Below are 20,802 nucleotides of genomic sequence, written 5' to 3' on the forward strand. Positions count from 1 at the left end.
TACGTCGACAAGCGCACGACGTGCTGAAGCTCAGGGCTCGTTCGCTGCGACGTAAGCCCCGGCGTACTGCGGCAGGCCGTCGTCGATCGGCCACCAGCTGCACTTCGAGCCGACGTGGGCATGCCAGGCCGGCCGCGCCGGCACCGGTTCGCTGATCAGGCCCGCGCGAACGCGCACGACGTCCGGCAAGGCGTCTCGACGGCTGAAGAGCGGCGAGCCGCAGCGACCGCAGAACATCCGCTGCTTGCCCGGCGTGGCCTCGTAGGCGGTCAGCAGATGCTGCGGATCGTCGAGCGCAAAGGAGGCCGTCGCCACCGGGATGATCGCCACGAACGGCCCGCCCTGGGCGCGCCGGCACTGGCTGCAATGGCAGACCTGGATCGGCTCGAGCGGCGAATGAATTCGGAAGGTGATGCCGCCGCAGAGGCAGCTTCCGGTGTGTGGCACGAGGACTCCTGTCGGGCGCGGCAGCTTAGCAGCGGTGCGCCCCGGGTTTCGAATTCGACCGCAAGGCGACGAGTGCGGCGCACCGACCCGGCGCCTAGAGTGGCACCATGAACCTGCACCACCCCGCTCCCATGCCTGTCCACCCCGCGCGTCCGCCGCTGAACCCGCGCGCCGCCGAGCTCGCCGCGGTGGTCGAACGCGACCCGCGCTGGGCCGCGGTGCGCAGCCGCGATGCCGCCGCCGACGGCCGGTTCGTCTACTCGGTGCGCACGACCGGCGTCTATTGCCGGCCGAGCTGCCCGGCGCGCGCGGCGCGGCCGGAAAACATCGCCTTCCACGCCGATCCGTCGGCGGCCGAAGCCGCCGGCTTTCGCCCCTGCAAGCGCTGCCGGCCCGATGGCGTGAGCATCGCCGCGCAGCAGGCCGCGATCATCGCCGCGCTATGCCGTCACATCGAAGCGAGCGAACAAGCGCCGACCCTCGACGCATTGGCCGCGCGCGCGGGCTGGAGCCCCTATCACCTGCACCGCGTCTTCAAGGCGATCACCGGGTTGACGCCGCGCGCCTACGCCGCCGCGCAGCGTGCCGGCCGCATGCGCCAGCAGTTGCAGTCCGGCGCCCGCGTGACCGACGCGCTGTACGACGCCGGTTATGGCTCCGGCGGCCACTTCTATGCCGAGGCCGACCGGCAGCTCGGCATGACACCGGGCCGCTACCGTGCCGGCGGCGCCGACAGCGTGATCCGCTTCGCGCTCGGCGAGTGTTCGCTCGGCGCGATCCTCGTCGCGCAGAGTGAACGCGGCATCTGCGCGATCACGCTCGGCGACGATCCCGACACGCTGCTGCGCGAGCTGCAGGACCACTTTCCGCGCGCCCGGCTGATCGGCGGCGACCGCGCTTTCGAGACGCTGGTCGCACGCGTCGTCGGCTTCGTCGAGGCGCCGCGGCTGGGCCTGGACCTGCCGCTCGATGTGCGCGGCACGGCCTTCCAGCAGCGCGTGTGGCAGGCGCTGCGCGACATCCCGGCCGGCCGCACCGCGAGTTATGCCGAGATCGCCGAGCGCATCGGCGCGCCGAAGGCGGTGCGCGCGGTCGCGCAGGCCTGTGCGGCGAATGCGCTGGCAGTGGCCATTCCCTGCCACCGCGTGGTGCGCCGCGACGGCGCCTTGTCGGGTTACCGCTGGGGCGTCGAGCGCAAGCAGGCCTTGCTGGAACGCGAAGGCAGCGCGGCGGCATGAATCGGCTCGATGGTGTGGACTGGGCAGCGGTCGAAACCGCACTCGATGCCGACGGCGCGGCGCTGCTGCCCGGCCTGCTGTCGTCGCAGGAGTGCCGGGCGCTCGCCGCGTCGTACGACACGCCGGTCTTCCGCAGTCGCGTCGTGATGGCGCGCCACGGTTTCGGCCGTGGCGAGTACCAGTACTTCGCCTATCCGCTGCCGCCGCTGATCCAGCGCCTGCGCGAAGCCGCGTATCCGCGCCTGGTGCCGATCGCCAACCGCTGGAACGAAGCACTGGGCAATCCGATTCGCTATCCCGCAAAGCACGCGGCCTTTCTCGAGCGCTGCCACGCCGCCGGGCAGGACCGGCCGACGGCGCTGCTGCTGCAGTACGGCGCGGGCGACTACAACTGCCTGCACCAGGACCTCTACGGCGAGCACGTGTTCCCGCTGCAGGTCGTGCTGCTGCTGTCGCAGCCGGGGTGCGACTTCGAAGGCGGCGAATTCGTGCTGACCGAACAGCGTCCGCGCATGCAGTCGCGGCCGCTGGTGCTGCCGCTGCAGCAGGGGGACGCCGCGGTGATCGCCGTGCAGCACCGCCCGGTGCAGGGGGCACGCGGCGCCTACCGCGTGAACCTGCGCCACGGCGTCAGCCGCGTGCGCTCCGGGCGTCGGCATGTGGCGGGCATCGTGTTCCACGATGCGCGCTGAAGTGTCTTATTCGCACCGAATGACACTGACTCAATCCCTTGCCAGGGGATTGAGTGAATCCGTGACTATCGCCGTGTCGCGACACGAGCTGCTTTGTCCGCACCGAATTGCCTCACAATACCCCTTTCCAGGGATGCCGACAAAAACAATGGCTCCATTTGAAAGGACACGGAATGAGTACGTATCGTGATCTGACGGCCGAGATTTCCCGGCTGCAGGCCCAGGCGGAGAAGCTGCGCAATGCCGAGAAATCGGGTGTCATTGCGCGAATCCGCGAGGCCATCAGCCTCTATGGGATCACGCCCGCCGATCTCGGGTTGTCGAAGTCCGGCAAGACCGCCGCGGTCAGCATCGAGGCCGCGAAGCCGGCGCCGCAGTTCGGCGTGGCCAAGTACCGTGACCCCGCGACCGGCAAGACGTGGACCGGGCGCGGCAAGCCGCCGGCCTGGATTGCCGGCAAGAAGGACCGCACCGCGTTCCTGATCTCGGCGGCGGCGCCCGCCGCCTCGGGCAACGCGACGCCGGCCAAGGGCAAGCGCCGCTTGAATGGCAGCCGTCCGACGTCGGTAGGCGTCGCCAAGTACCGCGACCCCGCCTCCGGCAAGACATGGACCGGCCGCGGCAAGCCGCCGCTGTGGATCGCCGGCGCCAAGGACCGCGATCCGTTCCTGATCAAGTAGCCGCCGTTCGCCGCGGCGGCAAGCGCTGCGCTGCCCCTCAGCGCGGATGCAGCGGCATGCCGCCGCGGATCGTGCAGCGCGCCTGCGCGAAGCGGCGCACGTCGGCGCCCGGGTCGCCGTCGAGCACCACCAGGTCGGCATCGAGGCCGGCGGCGACGCGGCCGCGGCGCGCGCTCTCGTTCCAGCGCGCGGCCGGCGCGGTCGTCAGCGAGGCCAGGATCTGCATCGGCGTCAGCCCCGCACCGGCCATCAAGCTGTACTCGTCGGCCGGGTCGAAGTCGGTCATGTAGCCGACGTCGGTGCCGAACAGCACCTGGCCGCCGGCCGCGGCGAAGCCCTTCAACTGCGCTTGCGCCGAGCCGATCAGCTTCTGCTGCACCGGTGCCGGCACGCCCGCCTTCGCCAGCTCGAAGCCCCACAGCTTCAGCGTCGGCACCAGCGCCACGCGCTGCGCGACCAGTTGCGCCACCAGCGCCTCGGGCCACGCGCCCTCGGGCGTCAGCGTCGTGTGCGCGAGGATGTCGACGCCGGCGGCCAGCGCAGCGCGCAGGCCGTCGATGTTGGTCGGGTGCGCCAGCACCAGCTTGCCGCGCTTGTGCGTCTCGTCGGCCGCGGCGCGTGCCACCTCCCCCGGCATCAGCTTCGTGCTGCGGTCGGCCTGCGGCGTGGCAATGAAGAGCTTGGTGGCGTCGGCGCCGGCTTCGAGGTTGAAGCGCACGACCTGCTGCGCGGCCTCGGCCGTCGGCGGCTGCGGCAATTGCTCGAGCACGGCCTTAGGCAGGCTCGCCAGGTAGAACGGAATGCCATTCGGCGGATAGAGGCCGGTGCCGGCCGTCAGGATGCGCGGCCCGGCGACGGCGCCGGACTCGATGCGCCGGCGCAGCGCGATCGTCGTGCGTGGATCCGACGCCGCGTCGAGCACGGTGGTGAAGCCGTAGCGCGTCAACATCGCGGCCAGCGCCTGGGCCTGCGCGGCCGTGTCGCTGCCGGCGTAGACGGGGCTGGTGAAGTGCACGTGGCTGTTCTGGAAGCCGGCCGTCACGACACCGCCCGAGCAGCTCGATTCGCGCGCGCCGGCCGGCACCGTCAGCGCGGCGCGCGCGCCGACGGCGCTGATCTTGCCGCCTTCGATCAGCACGACGGCATCGTCGATCGGCACGGCATCCGGCGCGACGTACAGGCGCTGCGCGCGCAGCACGGTGACGGCTGCATCGGCCGCCTGAGCGGCGGCGGTGGCGGCGAGCAGCGCGGCGACGAGCAGCGCGCGACGACGGAACGGTGAGTCGGAACGATTCATGGCATCAAGGCGACTGGAGCGGGCAGGGCGCGATCATCGCCGAGCTCCGCGTGGGCCGCGCACAATGGCCGCTTCCGCTCCACCGCCACCCCCCAATGAACAACCGCCACCTGAACATCGACGACACGCTCTACCGCTACCTCGTGGAGCACGGCGTGCGCGAGCACCCGGCGCAGGCCGCGCTGCGCGAAGCGACCAGCGCGCATCCCTACGCGCTGATGCAGATCGGCCCCGATCAGGGGGCGCTGCTGGCCTTGCTGGTCCAGCTGATCGGTGCGAAGCACACGATCGAGATCGGCGTCTTCACCGGCTACAGCGCGCTGACCGTCGCACTGGCGCTGCCCGACGATGGCCGCGTGCTGGCCTGCGATGTCAGCGAGGCCTTCACGGCCGTCGGCCGGCCGCATTGGCAGGCCGCCGGCGTAGCGCAGAAGATCGATCTGCGCCTGGCGCCGGCGCTGCAGACGCTCGATGCCGAGCTCGCCGCCGGCCGCGCCGGGCACTACGACTTCGCCTTCATCGACGCCGACAAGACCGGCTACGACGGCTACTACGAGCGCTGCCTGCAGCTGCTGCGCCCGGGCGGGCTGATCGCCATCGACAACGTGTTGTGGAGCGGACTGGTCGCGCAGCCGGCGGACGATGCCGACACGCGCGCGCTGCAGGCGCTGAATACCAAGCTGAAGGCGGATCAGCGCATCGACCTGGTGATGCTGACGGTCGGCGACGGGCTGACGCTGGCGCGCAAGCGCTGACGCGCTTTCGCTGGCGCGGAAGCGCTGACGCGTCTTTAGCGTGCTAGGCAGCGGTGCTGCCGAGCGCGCGCACGAAAAGCCGGTTCTCGAAGCTCTCTTGCTCGAAATGGTGGCTCGTCGCGCCGATGTCGGCGTAGCCGCGCCGCGCATAGAAGGCCCGCGCGCGCTGGTTGCCGCTCCACGCCGTCAGCCACAGCGTGTCGGCGCCGAGCGCGGCGGCCTCGGCTTCGGCAGCGCGCAGCAGGCGCGTGCCGACACCCACCGACGCAAAGCGCGCCTGCACGTACAGCCGCTGCAACTCGGCGGCCCGGCGCGAAGGCACGTCGTCGCGCAGCGCCGGCAGCTGCAGCTGCGCGAAGCCGACCAGGTGCGCGTTCAGCTCGGCCAGGATGAAGCCGATCGACGGATCCAGCAGCAGCGGTGCGAAGGCCTGCGGCGACATCGTCTGCAGCACCTCGCGCGCCAGCGCCGGCCGGATGCCCTCGGTGGCGTAGGTGTCGAGGAAGACCTGCGTCGCGAGCACGCCGATGCACAGCGCATCGGCGTGGGTGGCGGGGCGCAGCGTCAGGTTGTCGAGAATCATGCGGACGATTGTCGGCGACGCGCCACCGCACGCGGCCGCTCGCGCAGCAGCACCTCGTACAGCGCCTGCGCGGCAGTCGACAGGCCGCGGTCGGCGCGGCGCACGACGAAGACCTGGCGCTCCAGACCGGGGGCGTCGAGCGGGCGGGCGACCAGGTCGGCGTGGTCGAAGTGGAACAGCGTCAGCGAGGGCACGACGGTCAGGCCAAGGCCGGCGCGGACCATGCCGGCGACGGTGCTCAGCTGGTCGAGCTCGAGCATCGTGCGCAGCCGCGTCGGATAGATCGCGGCCTCGAGGTACTGGCGCACGCTGCTGGAACGCGCGAGCTGCACGATCGGATGCGGCGCCAGGTCGGCCAGCGCCAGCGCGCCGCGGCGTTTGGCGAGCGGATGGTCGCGCCGGCAGACGACGTGGAAGCGGTCGCGGCAGAAGTCCTCGGTGCGCAGCTCGGGCGCTTCGGCGCGCGTCGAGGCCAGCGCGAAGTCGGCGCGGCCGGCGCGCAGGCGCTCGATGCAGTCATCCGACAGCACGTCGGCGACGTCGAGCTCGATGCCCGGAAACTGCTGGTGGAAACCGGCCAGCAGCGGCGGCAGCCAGCCCGCCGCCAGCGAGGGCAGCACGGCGATCGCCACGCGCCCGCGGCGCCGCGCGGCATGCTCGCGCACATCGTCCCACGCGGCTTCGGCGTCCTGCAGCAGCCGGCGCGCGGCGTCGATGAAGACGCGTCCTTCGGCCGTCAGCTCGACGCTGCGCGTCGTGCGGTCGAAGAGCCGCGCGCCGAGCGACTGCTCCATGCCGCGGATCAGCGCCGAGAACGCCGGCTGCGACAGGTGGTTCAGCGACGCCGCGCGCGTGAAGCTGCGCTCGTCGGCCAGGCTGACGAAGGCGCGCAGCTCGCGGGTCGAGAGATTGATCGGCATTACAGATCAATGTATCGCTTCTTTGAGTTTCACAGATGAAGTCCCGGCCCCTAGAGTGAGCCCATGGACTTCCCCAATGGCCCTCGCGACGACACCCTGCTGATCGGCTGCGCCGCCGGCTTCTCGGGCGACCGCACCGATGCCGCGGCGCCGGTGGTCAAGGCGCTGATTGCCAGCGGCCGACCGGCGGCGCTGATCTTCGAGACGCTGGCCGAGCGCACGCTGGCGCTGGCGCAGCTGGCGCGGCGCGCCGACCCGGCCGGCGGCTACGAGCCGCTGCTCGACGCGCTGCTGGCCCCCGTGCTGGGCGATTGCCTGGCGCACGGCATCCGCATCGTCAGCAACTTCGGCGCGGCCAACCCGCGCGGCGCGGCGCTGCGCATCCAGGCGCTGGCGCGCGAGCTCGGGCTGCCGCGGCCGCGCATCGCGGTGGTGTTCGGCGACGACGTCTCCGGTCCTGAACACCGCGCGGCCATCAACGCTCAAGCCGGTGAGGCGCTGGCCGGCCGCGCGATCGTCAGCGCCAACGCCTACCTCGGCGCCGAGCCGATCGCCGCTGCCTGGCGCGCCGGCGCCGACATCATCGTCTGCGGCCGCGTCGCCGATCCGTCGCTCAGCGTCGGCCCGGCGCTGGCCCACCACGGCTGGGCGGCGGACGACTGGGATCGGCTGGCGCGCGCGACGATGGCCGGCCACTTGCTCGAATGCGGCGCGCAAGTGACCGGCGGCTACTACGCCGACCCGGGGCTGAAGGACGTGCCCGGCCTCGCGCAGCTCGGTTATCCGATCGCGGCGATCGCGGCCGATGGCGCCTGCGTGATCGGCAAGCCGGCCGGCAGCGGCGGCCGCGTCGACGAACACACGGTAAAGGAGCAGCTGCTCTACGAGGTGCACGACCCGGCGGCCTACCTGACGCCGGATGTCATCGCCGACATCGGCGCGGCCGAGGTGCATCAGCTCGCGCCGGACCGCGTGGCCTTGAGCGGCGTGCGCGGCCACGCGCGGCCGGCAACGCTGAAGGTCAACGTCTGCTTCGAGAGCGGCTGGCTCGCCGAGGGCGAGATCTCGTACGCCGGTGCGCGCGCCGAAGGCCGCGCCCGCCTCGCCGCCGAGGTGCTGCGCGAGCGGCTGGCGGGGCTGGGCACGCTGCGCGCGGACCTGATCGGCGTGGCCAGCGTGTTCGGCGACGACCACGGCCGCTGGTTCGAAGCGCAGCCCGCCGGCGCGGCGCGTGACGTGCGGCTGCGCGTGGCGCTGCGCCACGTCGACAGGCCCGCCGCCGAACGCCTGCTGCGCGAGGTGACTGCCCTCTACACCTGCGGCCCGGCCGGCGGCGGCGGCGTGCGCACGGCCCTGCGGCCGACGCTCGGCACGGTGTCCTGCCTGCTGCCGCGCGACGCCGTGCGCAGCGGCTTCGAGATGCTCGACTGAAGGCGCGCCATGAATCACACCTCCTCCCCGACGCTCACCGTGCCGCTGTGGCGCGCCGCCCACGGCCGCACCGGCGACAAGGGCAACCGTTCGAACATCAGCGTGATCGCCTGGCATCCGGCGCTGTACCCGGTGATCGCCGAGCAGCTGACGACCGCGCGCATCGCCGCGCAGTTCGCGCACCGCACACCCGCTCGTATCACGAGTTATCTGCTGCCGGCGCTGCAATCGATCAACGTCGTGCTCGACGACGTGCTCGACGGCGGTGTCAACGACGCCCTGAACCTCGACAGCCACGGCAAGGCGCTGTCCTTCCTGCTGCTCGAACTGGCGATCGACGTTCCTGCCGAGCTGGCCCCGCTGCTGCGCGGGCCGGCCGAGTGATTCCGCACCCCGACCACCTCGACGCCCCCCGACAACCCCGACGCTGGAGACATTCACGATGACATCCCCCCACCCGATCCGCCGCACGGCGCTGCTGGCCGCGCTGGCCGCCGGCTTCGCACTCCCCGCCTTCGCGCAGGCGACGAAGTACCCGGAGAAGCCGGTCACCTTCATCGTGCCCTTCGCCGCCGGCAGCGCGACCGACCAGCTCGCGCGTGCGCTCGGCCAGTCGTTCACCGAGCAGACCAAACAGACCGTGATCGTCGACAACAAGGCCGGCGCCAGCGGCATGATGGCCGCGCAGGCAGCGGCGCGCGCGCCGGCCGACGGCAGCGTGGTGCTGATCACGACCAACACGACGCATGCCGCCAACGAGCACCTGTACAAGAAGCTCGGCTACGACCCGCTGAAGGACTTCGCGCCGGTCACCGGCCTCGGCAAGGGCGGCCAGGTGCTGGTGGTGCGCGCCGACGCGCCGTACAAGACGGTGGCCGATCTGCTGGCGAAGGCCAAGCAAAGCCCCGGCAAGCTGAGCTTCGGCAGCGGCAGCTCGTCGAGCCGCGTCGCCGGCGAGATGTTCAAGCAGCTCTCGGGCACCGACATCCTGCACGTGCCGTACAAGAGCAACCCGAACGCGGTGACCGACCTGCTCGGCGGCCAGATCGACCTGATGATCACCGACACCGCGACCGGCCTGCCGCAGATCAAGGCTGGCAAGCTGCGCGCGCTGGGCGTCTCGACGACCAAGCGCATCGCGCTGCTGCCCGAGGTGCCGACGATCGACGAGGCCGGCGTCAAGGGCTACGACATGGGCTACTGGTTCGCCGCCTACGTGCCGGCGGCCACACCGCAGCCGGTGGTCGCGCGGCTGCGCGAGATCCTCGTCGCCGCGGTGAAGAGCGCCGCCGCGAAGCCCTTCTTCGACGGCAGTGGCGCCGACGCCTGGACGACGACGCCCGAGGAATTGGCCAAGTTCCAGGCCGCCGAGACGGCCAAGTGGGGCAAGGTCATCAAGGCCGCCGGCATCGAGGCGGAATGACCATGAAACACCTGCATTCATCGCTGGCCGCCGGCGCGGCCGCCCTGCTGCTCACCGCCTGCGGCGGCAGCAATAACGACGACACGCCGCCGCCCGCCGCGGCGCCGCAGCTGAAGCTCGCGATCACCGCGACCGAGGACTTCGCCGGCAGCTACGGCACGGTCGGCGCCTACGAGAAGCTGACCGGCACGATCAGCGGCGAGGTCGATCCGAAGGACGCACGCAACCGCGTGATCCAGGACCTCGAGCTCGCGCCGGTCAATGCCAACGGCATGGTCGAGTACAAGGCCGACTTCGTGCTGCTGAAGCCGAAGGACATGAGCAAGGCTTCGGGCGTGCTGCGCTACGACGCGCCGAACCGCGGCAACATCCTGACGATGCTCAATCCCGTCGCGGCACCGAGCGACGCGGTGTACCTCGAGCGCGGCTACGTGCTGCTGTATTCGGCCTGGCAGGGCGATGTGCCCAAGAGCACCCCGGCGCGGCTGACGGTGAGCGTGCCGGTGGCCAGGAACAAGGACGGCAGCGCGATCACCGGCCCCTACCGCACCGAGCTCGTGCCGGCCGCGGCCACGCCGGTGATGGCGCTGCCCGGCGGCGTGTTCAACGGCACGATGATCCCGTACGAGCCAGCGAGCCTGGACAACACGCAGCCGGGTTATTCGCTGACCCGCCGCATCAACGAGACCGACCCGCGCATCGCGATCGCGCCCGCCGACTGGAAGTTCGCGGGCTGCGACGCCGGCGCGAATCCGTTCCCCGGCACGCCCGACGGCACGCGCATCTGCCTGAAGGGCGGGTTCGACCCGAAGTACCTGTACGAGCTGGTCTACGTCGCGAAGGACCCGAAGGTGATGGGCGTGGGCCTCGCGGCGCTGCGCGACACGGTGAGTTTCTTCCGCGGCGCGAGCGCCGACTCGGCCGGCAGTGCGAACCCGCTGGCCGGGCGCATCACGCACGTGCTCGGGCAGGGCACCTCGCAGTCGGGCAACGCGATGAAGACCTTCCTGCACCTGGGCTTCAACGAATCGCTGCGCGGCGGGCGCGTGTTCGACGGCCTGTACTCGCACGTCGCGGCGCGCCAGACGCATGTCAACACGCGCTTCGCGGTGCCGGGCGGCGGCGGCGGCCTGCGCACCGACCACACGGCGTTCGGCCAGACCGCGCCGCGCGGGCTGGCGAAGGACTACGCCGACGACGTGGCCGGACGCCAGGGCGGCGTGATGCAGCGCTGCGAGGCGAGCAGCACCTGCCCGAAGTTCGTGCTCGGCCTGTCGGGCACCGAGTTCTGGCAGCTGCAGGGCTCGCCGGTGCTGACCGACGCCTACGGCTGGCGCGACCTGCAGCAGCCCGCCAATGCGCGCGTCTACTACTACGCCAGCACGCAGCACGGCGGCCCCGGCGGCACCGCGAGCATCAACTACACGCCGGCGCGCAACGTCTACCCGGCCGGCACCGTGGTGCACTTCAACGACACCTTCCGCGCGCTCTTCGTCGCGCTGGAAGACTGGGTGGTGCGCGGCGTCGAACCGCCGCCGAGCGCGGTGCCGCGCATCGCCGACGGCACGCTGGTGCGGCCGGAAGCGCTGCGCTTCCCGGCGATCAAGGGCCTGAGCTGGCCGGTCAACGGCGTCGCGACGCCGGTGCCCGACTTCCAGTACCTGGCGCGGCACAACGGCTTCCCGCTGTTCGACTTCGGGCCGAGCTACCGGCCGCAGGACGAGTCCGGCATCGCCAGCATGCTGCCGCCGGCCTACCTGAACCGCGACTACGCGATCCTGGTGCCGCAGGTCGATGCGTCCACCGGGCTGACGAAGGCCGGCATCCGCAGCGTCGAGGCCCGCGTGCCGCTGGGCACCAGCGTCGAGTTCAACTACGTCGCCACGCCGGGCATCGTCGACCTGTCGAACCTGACCGGCGCCTTCCTGCCGTTCCACAAGACCCGTGCGGCGCGGCTGGCGGCGGGCGACGAGCGGCCGTCGCTCGAGGAGCTGTACGGCGACCAGGCCGGCTACGTGGCCGCCGTGCGGACTGCGGCTGCGGCGCTGGTGGCTGAGCGCGTACTGCTGCAGCGCGACGCCGACCGCATCGTCGCGCAGGCGATCGCCAACCCGGTGCTGCCCTGATCTTGGGCCGCGTGTCGTGCGCGACACGCGGCTCGACTCATGCGCCGAACAAGTCCTTGTACGCCACGTAGGCCGTCAGCAGCGTGACGGGGATCAGCACGATCCAGCCGAGGCCGAAGGGGATCGACGCGACGATCGCCGCGACGATGTAGATCACGCCCCAGAGCAGGAAGGGGACGATGTTCTTCAGGCTGGCGGCGAAGCTGGTCTTGATCGCGTCGACCGGCGACAGGTCGCGAAAGACAACCAGCGCCGGCGCGAACCAGATCGCCATCGAGACGACGAAGGCGAAGGCGAGGGACAGCAGCGCCACCAGCAGGCCGACGCCGAACCCCGCGGCCATGCCGCCGGCACTGCGGCTTGCGCCGCCGGCCGCCATGCCGAAGACCGCGCCGAAGCCGAGCACGCCGACGACGATGCCGAAGACGATCGCCGCCGCCAGCAGCAGCGCGCCGATCACCAGCAGCGGCACGGCCTTCGACTGGAACGCCGCGAACAGGTCAGCCGGCTCGGGCGCCCCGCCGGCGTCGACCTTGCGCGCCGCGATCATCCAGCCGCCGACCAGGATCGGCGCCAGCAGGGCCGTCGCGATGCCGCCGAGGAACGGGATAAAGGCGAGCACGATGAAGATCACCAGGAAGATCAGCGCCAGCACGATCCACATGCCGGCGTTCTTCATGAACATCGCCCACGCGTCGGTCCACCAGGTGATGCCGCGTCCGGCTTCCACGCTGCGTGCTTCGACGCTGCCCTTGAATGTGTCGTCCATCGTTGGCCTCCAGCCCTTGGGGTGCACAGGTGGCGGCGAGTCTAGCGCCCGGATGGGGCCGTGGCCTGCAACCAGTCGCGCAATACCTCGGTCACCGCCGCCGGTTGTTCGATCGCCGACAGGTGGCCGCAGTCCTCGATCACCGCGAGCTGCGCGTCCGGCACGCGCTCGGCCATCGCCTGGTGGTCGGCCAGCGGCGTGACGGCGTCCTGGCGGCCGCACAGCACCAAGGTCGGCACGTTCACCCGCTCCAGATCGGCCAGCGAATCGGGCCGGCCGAGCATCGCCGTCTGCTGGTTGCGCTGACCCAGCGCGCCGACCGAGCGCGCCATGTCGCCGAGCAGCGCCACCAGCGCCGGGTCCTGCTGGTGCGCCGGCAGCAGCCAGCGTTTCGGCAGCTCGGGGATCAGCGTGTCGAGGCCGCGCTGGCGCACGAGCTCGATGTCGGCGAGGCGGCCATCGCGTTTGGCCGGCGTGTCGGCCGCCGCGGTGGTGTCCATCAGCACCAGGCGCTCGATGCGCGGCAGCGCGCGGCGGATCACTTCGAAGGCGACATAACCGCCGAGCGACAGCCCGATCAGCGTGAAGCGCGGCGGCGCGGCGGCGAGCACGTGCTCGGCCATCGCGGCCATCGAGTCCTGGTCGCGCGGCACGATCACGCGGCAGCCATGGGTGTGATTCAGCGCCGCGGTCTGCGCGGCGAACAGGCGCTCGTCGGCCAGGTGGGCACAGAGGAAGACGAGAGTCGGGCGGTCGGCGCTGTTGTCCATAGGGTTCTCCAGGAAGACGCTTTCGGGTCCGGCAATCGTCACGCCCGGCGCAGCCAAAGACAAAGCCCCAGTACGAATGCGGTTGCTTCGCGTGGCCCTTGCGGCGTCGTGGTCACGACGGACACTCGCCGCCTTCCTCCTCCCGCCACTGAAACGCAATGAGCACCACCCTGAAGCTGAACGGCAAGCCGGTGACGGTAAAGGCCGATCCTTCCACGCCCATCCTGTGGGCGCTGCGAGACGAGCTGGGCATGACCGGCACCAAGTTCGGCTGCGGCGCCGCGCTCTGCGGCGCCTGCACCGTGCACCTGAATGGCGCGGCCATCCGCTCCTGCGTCACGCCGATCTCGGCCGCCGTCGGCGCCGACCTGCGCACCATCGAGGCCCAGGGCGGCGACCGCGTCGGCAGGGCGGTGATCGACGCCTGGGTCAAGCACGACGTCGCGCAATGCGGCTACTGCCAGAGCGGCCAGGTGATGAGCGCCGTCGCGCTGCTGAAGGCCAACAAGAAACCCAGCGACGCCGACATCGACAGCGCGATGGCCGGCAACATCTGCCGCTGCGGTACCTATCAGCGCATCAGAGCGGCCGTCAAGGACGCTGCCGGAACGCTGGGCAACGGGAGCGTCGCATGATCACCGACAAGCTGCTGCGCGCCGCGCAGCCCGCTGCGCCGCAAGGCCTGACCCGCCGCCAGTTCGCGACGATGACGATCGGCGGCAGCGTCGGCCTGGCGCTGCTGCCGCTGGGCGCGCTGGCGCAGCAGGCGGCCAAGCTGCCGCCGGGCCAGAACCCGACCGAGCAGCCGGCGGCCTTCGTGACGATCGGCCGCGACGGCCTCGTCACCGTGCTGTGCAACCGCATGGACATGGGCCAGGGCATCGAGACCGCGCTGGCGATGGTCTGCGCCGAGGAGCTCGGCGCCGACTGGGCCTCCGTGCGCACCGGCTTCGGTGATGCGCGGCCCAATTACATCGACCCGGCCTTCGGCATGCACCTGACCGGCGGCTCGAACTCGATCAAGAACAGCTATACGCAGTACCGCGAGCTCGGGGCACGCACGCGCGCGATGCTGATCGCCGCGGCGGCCGAGCAATGGAACGTGCCGGCGAGCTCATTGACGGCCGAGAACGGCTTTGTCAAGGGCGCCGGCAAGTCGGCCCCCTACGGCAACCTGTTCGATGCCGCGATGAAGCAGCCGATTCCCGAGAAGGTGGCGCTGAAGGATCCGAAGGATTTCAGAATAGTCGGCAAGCCGACCGGCCTGAAGGTCTCGCGCGCCAAGTCCAGCGGCCAGCAGGGCTACGGCATGGACGTCAAGCTGCCCGGCCTGCTGGTCGCGGTGATCGCCCATCCGCCGGTGTTCGGCGCCAAGCCCAAGGGCTTCGATGCCGCGGCGGCGCAGAAGGTCGCCGGCGTGCGCGCGGTGCTGCCGGTCGAGCTCGACCGCGGCGCGCGCGGTGTCGCGGTGATCGCCTCCGGCTACTGGCCCGCGAAGACCGCGCGCGAGGCGCTGAAGATCGACTGGGACTCAAGCGGGCTCGAGAAGGTCGACACGGCGAAGCAGCTGGCGCAGTACCGCGAGCTCGCGAAGTCCGGCGGCAACCTGGCGCCGAACCCGAACCTGCGGGGCGATGTTTCCAAGCTCGCCGATGCGCCGCACAAGCTCAGCGCCGAGTTCGTCTTCCCGTACCTGAACCACGCGCAGATGGAGCCGCTGGCCTGCACGGTGAACCTGAAGGCCGACCGCTGCGACATCTACACCGCCTCGCAGATGCCCGGCATCGACGCGATGGCGATCGCCAAGTCGACCGGATTGAAGCCCGAGCAGGTGCGCATCCACGTGCAAATGGGCGGCGGCGGCTTCGGCCGGCGCGCGGTGCCGAGCTCGGAGTACCTGCTCGAATCGGTGGCCGTGGCCAAGGCGCTGGCCGCCGCCGGCAAGGCCGCGCCGGTGAAGGTGATCTGGAGCCGCGAGGACGACCTGCGCGCCGGCTACTACCGGCCGTTCACCGTGCACCGTGCCGAGATCGGCCACGACGCGCAAGGCAACGTGCTGGCCTGGGACCACCGCATCGTCACGCAGAGCATCGTCGGCGGCACGCCGTTCGAGGCTTTCATGGTCAAGGAAGGGGTCGACGACACTGCCTTCGAAGGCATGCGCGACCCGTACAAGCTGCCGATGCGCGTGGCGGTGCACCACCCGAAGGTCAACGTGCCGGTGCTGTGGTGGCGCTCGGTCGGCTCGACGCACACCGCCTTCGTGATGGAGACGCTGGTCGACGAGATCGCCGAGGCGACGAAGCAGGACCCGGTGGCCTACCGGCTGAAGCTGATGGGCGACGGCGCCGAGCACGCGCGCCACCGCGCGGCATTGCAGCTGGCCGTGACCGAAGCGGGTTACGGCAAGAAGACACTGCCCGCCGGCATGCAGTGGGGCGTGGCGGTGCACGAGAGCTTCGAGTCGGTGGTGGCCTATGTCGTCGAGGCCGGCATCAAGGACGGCAAGCCGGTGATCGGCCAGGTCACCGCCGGCGTGCATTGCAACTTCTGCATCAACCCCCGCACTGTCGAAGCGCAGGTGATGGGGGCCGCGGTGATGGCGTTGTCGACGACGCTGCCCGGCGCGGCGATCACCTTCAAGGACGGCGTCGTCGAGCAGAGCAACTTCGGCGACTATCCCGTCGCGCGCATGACCGACACGCCGAAGATCGCCGTGCACATCGTGCCGAGCAACGATCCGCCGAAGGGCATGGGCGAGCCGGGATTGCCGCCGTTCGCGCCGGCGCTGGCCAATGCGCTGCGGCGCGCGGGGGCCAAGCCGGTGCGCGAGTTGCCGTTCAAGCTGGCGTGAAACGCGGCAAGCGAGGCGGAGAGTGAAAGCGCGTACATGCTCTGGGAAAACGCGTATCGGCACTGAACAGGTGCTTTGAGTAATACCTCGTAATTTGCTCGTAACCCGCCGGTTACGGCTGCGCCATACCCCTGGTGCGTTCCCCACAATCGCGCCCACGCCGCCGAGGGGGCGGTCGTTGGGACGAGGGGGAATCGATGTTTGCAGTGGATTCGTCGCGCCGGTCGCCGGCGCGAAGCGGCCGCTTGGGTGCTGCCCTGGTCTTGCTGCTGTCACTGGTGTCGAGCGGCTGCGGCGGCGGCGCAGCGGATGACTCATCGACGCAGGCCGACGCGCAGCGACAGCCGCAGGCCGTGGCGGCCGCTGCCGAGGCGGCGCCGAGCGCCGAGCGCCCGCTGGTGCCGCTGTCGGCGAAGGCCTCGGCCATCGAGCGCGGCGACCTCGGGCCCGAGAAGGCGATCGACGGCAACACCGCCACGCGCTGGTCGAGCGCCTTCACCGACGACCAGTGGCTGAGCCTGGACTTCGGCGCGCGCGTCAGCTTCAGCCGCGTGCAGATCCAGTGGGAAGCGGCGCATGCCAAGGCCTACGAGCTGCAGGCCTCGGACGACGGCGTCAGCTGGTCGACGCTACGCGCCGTGCCGAGCAGCAGCGGCGGCAGCGAGACGCTGTCGGCGCTGGCCGGCAGCGGCCGCCACCTGCGCATCAAGGGCCTGCAGCGCGCGACGCCCTATGGCTACTCGATCTTCGAGATCCAGGCCTTCGGCACGGCGGCCGGCGATCCGCCGCCACCGCCGCCGCCACCCCCCGAGCCGCCGACGCAGCCGCCGACGCCCCCCGGCGTGCTGAAGCCGGTCGCCGCACTGGCCTCGGGCGCCGAGCGCTCGACGATGTCCGCCGACAAGGCGATCGACGGCGACCCGAGCACCCGTTGGTCGAGCGCGTTCAACGACCAGCAGTGGATCCAGTTCGACCTCGGCATGCGCCAGACCATCGGCGCGGTCAAGCTGCAGTGGCAGAACGCGCATGCCGCGGCCTACCTGCTGCAGGTGTCCGACGACGGCGTGTCGTGGAAGACGATCCTGACGGTCGACCCGAGCGCCGGCGGCATCGAAGAGTGGTATCACCTGAATGCAGCGGGTCGCTACCTGCGCATCCACGGCCTGCGGCGCGCGACGGCGTACGGCTACTCGCTGTGGGAGGTGACCATCCTCGGCCCCGAGGCGGTCGTGTCGCGGCCGCCATCCCCGCCGTATGCCGAGCCGGCGCCGGGCGCGCAGCCGGTGGCGCTGTACCGCGAGCCGCTGCCGCCGATCGAGACCATCCAGCAGGTCGAGCCCGACGGCACGCTGGTGACCTTCATGGGCGCACGCTCGCACGAGCGCCATGCCCGCGAGCGCGGCGAAGACTGGACCGAGGCGGACAAAGGCCCGGGCCGCTACTTGAGCTTCCCGGCGCGCTACTTCCGCAACCGCACCTTCGGCATCGAGATCCGCGACACGATTCCCGCCGGCGGCAAGACGATCGAGTTCTGGCTGCACAACCCCGACCACGACCACGACGGCACCACCTTCAGCCTGTTCCGCAACGTGCTGAATCCGGAGGTGCGCGACTACGGCTGGTCGCTCAACGGCGGCTTCACGCACGGCAGCCCGTCGTCGCACTTCTGCCCGAAGGGCCAGCGCCTGTGCAAGCTGGTGGTCTCGAGCAACTGGTCGACCAGCCCGCACAGCCCGCTGAAGATCGGCGACCGCATCGAACTGGCGCCGGCGCCGTTCCTCGCGCGGCCCACCGCCGATGGCGGCGGCGCGCGCTACTACTCGGCCGAGTCGCTGTACGTCGTCGGCAGGGGCCTGCGGCCGTGGATCGGCGTCGAGCCGCGGCTCGACTCGGCACCGCTGCCGGACGAAACGCTGTCGGGCGGGCTCGGCTCGGTCTCGTACAACTATTCCGACGAAGCCTTCCGCATGTTCCAGCAGATGTTCAACAACATCGGCATGCGCAATGCGCAGCGCTGGGTCGAAGGGCGGCGGCTGTTGCATACCTCGTTCGTCACCGGCCGCCATTCGGAGCATGTCAACGACAACGGCGTCTACGAACCGGCCGTGGGCAAGGCGGGGCCGAGCTTCAACAAGGCCGCCTGCATCGAATGCCACACGCTCAACGGCCGCAGCCCGGCGCTCGCGCTCGGCCAGCGGCCCGATGCGATGTCGGTGCTGACCGGCACGGTCGGCGCCGATGGCAAGCGCCGGCCCGACCCGGTCTACGGCGGCAACGTGCAGCTCAACGGCAGCGCCGATGCGCTGCACCGCCGCATCAGCGTCACGCGCTTCGAGACCGAGACCCGCGTGCTGCCGGACGGCCAGCGGATCGAGCTGCGCAAGCCGGTGCTCGATTTCAGCGGCGGCGGCGCGTTGCCGCAGACCTTCTCGCTGCGCGCGGCGATGCCACTGATCGGGCTCGGGCTGCTGGAGGCGGTGCCCGACGAAGCGATCCTCGCCCGCGCCGATCCCGACGACCTGAACGGCGACGGCATCCGCGGCATCGCCAACATCGTCTTCGATGGCGAGAGCACGCAGCCGCGGCTCGGCCGCTTCGGCTGGAAGGCATCGAAGGCCAGCATCCGGCAGCAGGTGGCGACCGCGCTGCTGCGCGACATGGGCGTGACGACGCCGGTGTTTCCGCGCAAGTCCTGCCAGTACACCGAGCTCGATTGCCGCCGGCCCGATGGCAGCGCGCCCGGCGTCAGCGAGGCCGAGCTGACGCGGCTGACGCAGTACCTGGCGCTGCTGGCGGTGCCGGCGCAGCGCAGCCTGCGCAGCGGCTTCCCGACCGGTGCGGTGGTGCTGAAGGAGCACGACGTCAACCCGGCGCAGATCCAGCGCGGCCGCACGCTGTTCGGCCAGGCCAACTGCATCGGCTGCCACACGCCGGAGCTGCGCACCGGCGCCAACCACCCGTTCGCCGAGCTGCGCGGCCAGACGATCCGCCCGTACACCGACCTGCTGCTGCACGACTTGGGGCCGAAGCTGGCCGACACGCTGGGCGAAGCGCGCGCAACCGGGCGCCACTGGCGCACGCCGCCGCTGTGGGGCATCGGGCTGACGCCTTACGTGCAAGGCGGCGACGACAAGGCGCGCTACCTGCACGACGGGCGCGCGCGCACGCTGACCGAAGCCATCCTGTGGCACGGCGGCGAGGCCGACACGAGCCGGCGCGGTTTCGAGGCGATGACGGCGGCCGATCGCGAGGCCTTGCTGGCCTTCCTGCGTTCGCTGTGAAGCACGCCACGCCCGGCTCCGGAAACGCGGCCCGCTGAAACGAACGAAACCGCCACTGATGCGCCGCTGACGCACGCGACGCGCACAGTGGCGTTTTCGCGCTTGTTTCACCGGAGCCGCCATGAACCTTCACCGCCGCCAAACGCTGTTCCTGCTGCCCGCCGCCGCGCTGGCGCCGCAGGCCTTCGCCTTCGACCTGAACAAGGCGCTCGGCGCCGCACAAGGCGCCGCCAAGGCGGCCAGCCTGTCGGACGACGACATCCGCGCCCATGCCCGCAGCATGGCCGCGCAGATGGATGCGCAATCGCGCATCGCCCCGGCGACCAGCGCGCATGCCAAGCGCCTGGCCGCGCTGACGCAGAGCTGCCGCGAGGACAAGGGGCTGGCCTTGAACTACAAGGTCTACCAGACGCCGGAGGTCAACGCCTTCGCGCTGGCCGACGGCTCGATCCGCTTCTACAGCGGGCTGATGGACATGATGAGCGACGACGAGGTCCGCTACGTCATCGGCCACGAGATCGGCCACGTGCAGGCCGGCCATTCGAAGAAGCGCATGCAGGTGGCGCTCGGCTCGGGCGCCGCGCGTGAAGCGGCGCTGGCCGCCGGCGGCAAGGCCGGGGCGCTGGCGTCATCGGAGCTGGGCGATCTCTTCGTCAAGGTCGTGCGCGCGCAGCATTCGCAGTCCAACGAGAACGAGGCCGACGACTACGCGATGCAGTTCCTGTCGCGCCGCCAGCATGACCGGCGCGCTGCGGTCTCAGCGCTGGAGAAGCTCGACAAGATGAGCGGCGGCGGCGGCGCGCACTGGCTGTCGACGCACCCGGCACCGCGCGACCGCGCGCAGCGCATGCGCACGCAGCTGGGTGGAACGACCTAACGCTCGTCCGCTTCGAACGGAAAGCGCGCGTCCCAGAACGCCGCCAGCCGCGGTTCGGCATCGACGCGTCGCACGATCGGCGCGAGCCGCGGCGCCACCGCGTAGAAGCGCGGCCGCCACGGCCCGAAGCGCGAGACGACGGTGACGTAGAGGTCCAGCACCGTCAGCGCTTCGCCGAGCAGGTAGGGCCCGGCCGGCGCGAGCTGCGCATCCATCTGCTGCCAGCAGAAGGCGATGCGATCGTGCACCGCATCGTGCACGCGCTCGCGCTGCGCCGGCTCGGCGCCGATGCGGCGCACGTCGGGCTTGATCCAGTGCAGCGCATAGATCGCCGACGAGACGTAGAGCATCCAGCGCAGGAACTGCGCGCGCCGCGGGTCGCCGATCGGCGGCGCGAGCTGCGCTTCGCGATGCGCATCGGCCAGGTGGATCAGGATCGCCGCGCTCTCGGTCATCACCGCGCCATCCGGACTCACCAGCGTCGGGATCTGGCGCATCGGGTTCGCCGCTGCGACGCGCTCGCGCGCGTCGGCCTCGGCCCAGGTCGCGCCCTCGATCAGCGTGTACGGCTGGCCGATCAGCGTCAGCGCCGCTTCGACCGCGGTCGAGCCCGAATACTGCGCGCCGTAGACAGTCAGCCCGGTCATCCGTGCCCCCTA

At 71.1% G+C, this 20,802-nt stretch carries 19 protein-coding genes; 12 read left to right on the plus strand and 7 right to left on the minus strand.

Translation table 11 applies throughout. The annotated features are described in order from the left end of the window. Positions 1-30: 30 nt before the first annotated feature. Positions 31-447 (minus strand): GFA family protein, encoded by a 417-nt coding sequence (locus tag HLB44_RS01910; protein ID WP_173120028.1) that lies wholly within the window; start codon positions 445-447, stop codon positions 31-33. 131 nt (positions 448-578) lie between these two features. Here HLB44_RS01910 and ada point away from each other — a divergent pair, with 131 nt between their 5' ends. From ada to HLB44_RS37725, 3 genes are all read left to right on the plus strand, one after another. Further along, positions 579-1,685 (plus strand): bifunctional DNA-binding transcriptional regulator/O6-methylguanine-DNA methyltransferase Ada, encoded by a 1,107-nt coding sequence (gene ada, locus HLB44_RS01915; protein ID WP_173120030.1) that lies wholly within the window; start codon positions 579-581, stop codon positions 1,683-1,685. Then, a complete protein-coding gene (locus HLB44_RS01920; RefSeq protein WP_173120032.1) occupies positions 1,682-2,377 on the plus strand; it encodes a 2OG-Fe(II) oxygenase in 696 nt (231 codons plus the stop codon). The genes ada and HLB44_RS01920 overlap by 4 nt, the downstream gene beginning before the upstream one ends. 173 nt (positions 2,378-2,550) lie before the next feature. Then, positions 2,551-3,057, plus strand: coding sequence for an H-NS family nucleoid-associated regulatory protein (locus HLB44_RS37725; protein WP_173120034.1), 507 nt, complete (start codon positions 2,551-2,553; stop codon positions 3,055-3,057). A gap of 37 nt (positions 3,058-3,094) precedes the next feature. On the opposite strand, the gene HLB44_RS01930 is transcribed toward HLB44_RS37725, so the two are convergent. Beyond that, positions 3,095-4,354, minus strand: a complete 1,260-nt coding sequence (locus tag HLB44_RS01930) for an amidohydrolase family protein (RefSeq protein WP_173120036.1) — start codon at positions 4,352-4,354, stop codon at positions 3,095-3,097. 95 nt (positions 4,355-4,449) lie between these two features. Here HLB44_RS01930 and HLB44_RS01935 point away from each other — a divergent pair, with 95 nt between their 5' ends. Then, positions 4,450-5,109 carry a class I SAM-dependent methyltransferase gene (locus tag HLB44_RS01935; protein ID WP_173120038.1) on the plus strand — a complete coding sequence of 220 codons (660 nt, stop codon included), beginning with the start codon at positions 4,450-4,452 and terminating at the stop codon, positions 5,107-5,109. A gap of 43 nt (positions 5,110-5,152) precedes the next feature. On the opposite strand, the gene HLB44_RS01940 is transcribed toward HLB44_RS01935, so the two are convergent. Together HLB44_RS01940 and HLB44_RS01945 are read right to left on the minus strand one after the other, a co-directional pair. After that, the gene (locus HLB44_RS01940) at positions 5,153-5,692 is read right to left on the minus strand and encodes a GNAT family N-acetyltransferase (protein ID WP_173120040.1); all 540 of its coding nucleotides are present in this window, start codon (positions 5,690-5,692) and stop codon (positions 5,153-5,155) included. Further along, positions 5,689-6,612 carry a LysR family transcriptional regulator gene (locus HLB44_RS01945; RefSeq protein ID WP_173120042.1) on the minus strand — a complete coding sequence of 308 codons (924 nt, stop codon included), beginning with the start codon at positions 6,610-6,612 and terminating at the stop codon, positions 5,689-5,691. Before HLB44_RS01945 ends, HLB44_RS01940 begins: the two co-directional genes overlap by 4 nt. Before the next feature lie 63 nt (positions 6,613-6,675). Here HLB44_RS01945 and HLB44_RS01950 point away from each other — a divergent pair, with 63 nt between their 5' ends. The 4 genes from HLB44_RS01950 to HLB44_RS01965 are packed head-to-tail and all read left to right on the plus strand — an operon-like array spanning position 6,676 to position 11,592. After that, complete coding sequence (locus HLB44_RS01950) at positions 6,676-8,043, plus strand: acyclic terpene utilization AtuA family protein (RefSeq protein WP_173120044.1); 1,368 nt, start codon at positions 6,676-6,678, stop codon at positions 8,041-8,043. Between the two features lie 9 nt (positions 8,044-8,052). Next, a complete protein-coding gene (locus tag HLB44_RS01955; protein WP_173120046.1) occupies positions 8,053-8,427 on the plus strand; it encodes an AtuA-related protein in 375 nt (124 codons plus the stop codon). A gap of 58 nt (positions 8,428-8,485) precedes the next feature. Then, positions 8,486-9,466 carry a Bug family tripartite tricarboxylate transporter substrate binding protein gene (locus HLB44_RS01960; RefSeq protein ID WP_173120048.1) on the plus strand — a complete coding sequence of 327 codons (981 nt, stop codon included), beginning with the start codon at positions 8,486-8,488 and terminating at the stop codon, positions 9,464-9,466. Next, positions 9,463-11,592, plus strand: a complete 2,130-nt coding sequence (locus HLB44_RS01965) for an alpha/beta hydrolase domain-containing protein (protein WP_425500757.1) — start codon at positions 9,463-9,465, stop codon at positions 11,590-11,592. The genes HLB44_RS01960 and HLB44_RS01965 overlap by 4 nt, the downstream gene beginning before the upstream one ends. Before the next feature lie 37 nt (positions 11,593-11,629). Here HLB44_RS01965 and HLB44_RS01970 read toward each other — a convergent pair whose 3' ends face one another. Both HLB44_RS01970 and HLB44_RS01975 read right to left on the minus strand, forming a co-directional pair. Beyond that, the gene (locus tag HLB44_RS01970) at positions 11,630-12,361 is read right to left on the minus strand and encodes a BPSS1780 family membrane protein (protein WP_173120052.1); all 732 of its coding nucleotides are present in this window, start codon (positions 12,359-12,361) and stop codon (positions 11,630-11,632) included. Between the two features lie 41 nt (positions 12,362-12,402). Beyond that, positions 12,403-13,131 (minus strand): alpha/beta fold hydrolase, encoded by a 729-nt coding sequence (locus HLB44_RS01975; RefSeq protein ID WP_173120054.1) that lies wholly within the window; start codon positions 13,129-13,131, stop codon positions 12,403-12,405. A gap of 158 nt (positions 13,132-13,289) precedes the next feature. Between HLB44_RS01975 and HLB44_RS01980 the strand changes: the two genes are divergently transcribed. The 4 genes from HLB44_RS01980 (at position 13,290) to HLB44_RS01995 (ending at position 20,143) form a co-directional block, all read left to right on the plus strand. Continuing rightward, a complete protein-coding gene (locus HLB44_RS01980; RefSeq protein ID WP_173120056.1) occupies positions 13,290-13,766 on the plus strand; it encodes a (2Fe-2S)-binding protein in 477 nt (158 codons plus the stop codon). Continuing rightward, a complete protein-coding gene (locus tag HLB44_RS01985; RefSeq protein WP_173120058.1) occupies positions 13,763-15,985 on the plus strand; it encodes a xanthine dehydrogenase family protein molybdopterin-binding subunit in 2,223 nt (740 codons plus the stop codon). Before HLB44_RS01980 ends, HLB44_RS01985 begins: the two co-directional genes overlap by 4 nt. A 245-nt stretch (positions 15,986-16,230) precedes the next feature. Beyond that, entirely contained in the window at positions 16,231-19,266 is a 3,036-nt protein-coding gene (locus HLB44_RS01990) for a di-heme oxidoredictase family protein (protein ID WP_246312006.1), read from the plus strand. Positions 19,267-19,387: 121 nt separating this feature from the next. Beyond that, on the plus strand, positions 19,388-20,143 hold the full coding sequence (locus tag HLB44_RS01995; protein WP_173120062.1) for a M48 family metalloprotease: 756 nt from the start codon (positions 19,388-19,390) through the stop codon (positions 20,141-20,143). On the opposite strand, the gene HLB44_RS02000 is transcribed toward HLB44_RS01995, so the two are convergent. Beyond that, positions 20,140-20,790 (minus strand): glutathione S-transferase family protein, encoded by a 651-nt coding sequence (locus HLB44_RS02000; RefSeq protein WP_173120064.1) that lies wholly within the window; start codon positions 20,788-20,790, stop codon positions 20,140-20,142. The genes HLB44_RS01995 and HLB44_RS02000 overlap by 4 nt on opposite strands. Between the last annotated feature and the right edge of the window lie 12 nt (positions 20,791-20,802).

Origin of the sequence: Pseudaquabacterium terrae (genome assembly GCF_013266755.1) — a bacterium.
Taxonomy (GTDB): Bacteria; Pseudomonadota; Gammaproteobacteria; order Burkholderiales; family Burkholderiaceae_C; genus Pseudaquabacterium; species Pseudaquabacterium terrae.

What these genes read in the sequence shown, in the direction of transcription:
- ada (WP_173120030.1), top strand. Translation starts at nt 579, where the DNA reads ATGCCTGTCCACCCCGCGCGTCCGCCGCTGAACCCGCGCGCCGCCGAG.
- HLB44_RS01920 (WP_173120032.1), top strand. Translation starts at nt 1,682, where the DNA reads ATGAATCGGCTCGATGGTGTGGACTGGGCAGCGGTCGAAACCGCACTC.
- HLB44_RS37725 (WP_173120034.1), top strand. Translation starts at nt 2,551, where the DNA reads ATGAGTACGTATCGTGATCTGACGGCCGAGATTTCCCGGCTGCAGGCC.
- HLB44_RS01930 (WP_173120036.1), bottom strand. Translation starts at nt 4,354, where the DNA reads ATGAATCGTTCCGACTCACCGTTCCGTCGTCGCGCGCTGCTCGTCGCC.
- HLB44_RS01935 (WP_173120038.1), top strand. Translation starts at nt 4,450, where the DNA reads ATGAACAACCGCCACCTGAACATCGACGACACGCTCTACCGCTACCTC.
- HLB44_RS01940 (WP_173120040.1), bottom strand. Translation starts at nt 5,692, where the DNA reads ATGATTCTCGACAACCTGACGCTGCGCCCCGCCACCCACGCCGATGCG.
- HLB44_RS01945 (WP_173120042.1), bottom strand. Translation starts at nt 6,612, where the DNA reads ATGCCGATCAATCTCTCGACCCGCGAGCTGCGCGCCTTCGTCAGCCTG.
- HLB44_RS01950 (WP_173120044.1), top strand. Translation starts at nt 6,676, where the DNA reads ATGGACTTCCCCAATGGCCCTCGCGACGACACCCTGCTGATCGGCTGC.
- HLB44_RS01955 (WP_173120046.1), top strand. Translation starts at nt 8,053, where the DNA reads ATGAATCACACCTCCTCCCCGACGCTCACCGTGCCGCTGTGGCGCGCC.
- HLB44_RS01960 (WP_173120048.1), top strand. Translation starts at nt 8,486, where the DNA reads ATGACATCCCCCCACCCGATCCGCCGCACGGCGCTGCTGGCCGCGCTG.
- HLB44_RS01965 (WP_425500757.1), top strand. Translation starts at nt 9,463, where the DNA reads ATGACCATGAAACACCTGCATTCATCGCTGGCCGCCGGCGCGGCCGCC.
- HLB44_RS01970 (WP_173120052.1), bottom strand. Translation starts at nt 12,361, where the DNA reads ATGGACGACACATTCAAGGGCAGCGTCGAAGCACGCAGCGTGGAAGCC.
- HLB44_RS01975 (WP_173120054.1), bottom strand. Translation starts at nt 13,131, where the DNA reads ATGGACAACAGCGCCGACCGCCCGACTCTCGTCTTCCTCTGTGCCCAC.
- HLB44_RS01980 (WP_173120056.1), top strand. Translation starts at nt 13,290, where the DNA reads ATGAGCACCACCCTGAAGCTGAACGGCAAGCCGGTGACGGTAAAGGCC.
- HLB44_RS01985 (WP_173120058.1), top strand. Translation starts at nt 13,763, where the DNA reads ATGATCACCGACAAGCTGCTGCGCGCCGCGCAGCCCGCTGCGCCGCAA.
- HLB44_RS01995 (WP_173120062.1), top strand. Translation starts at nt 19,388, where the DNA reads ATGAACCTTCACCGCCGCCAAACGCTGTTCCTGCTGCCCGCCGCCGCG.
- HLB44_RS02000 (WP_173120064.1), bottom strand. Translation starts at nt 20,790, where the DNA reads ATGACCGGGCTGACTGTCTACGGCGCGCAGTATTCGGGCTCGACCGCG.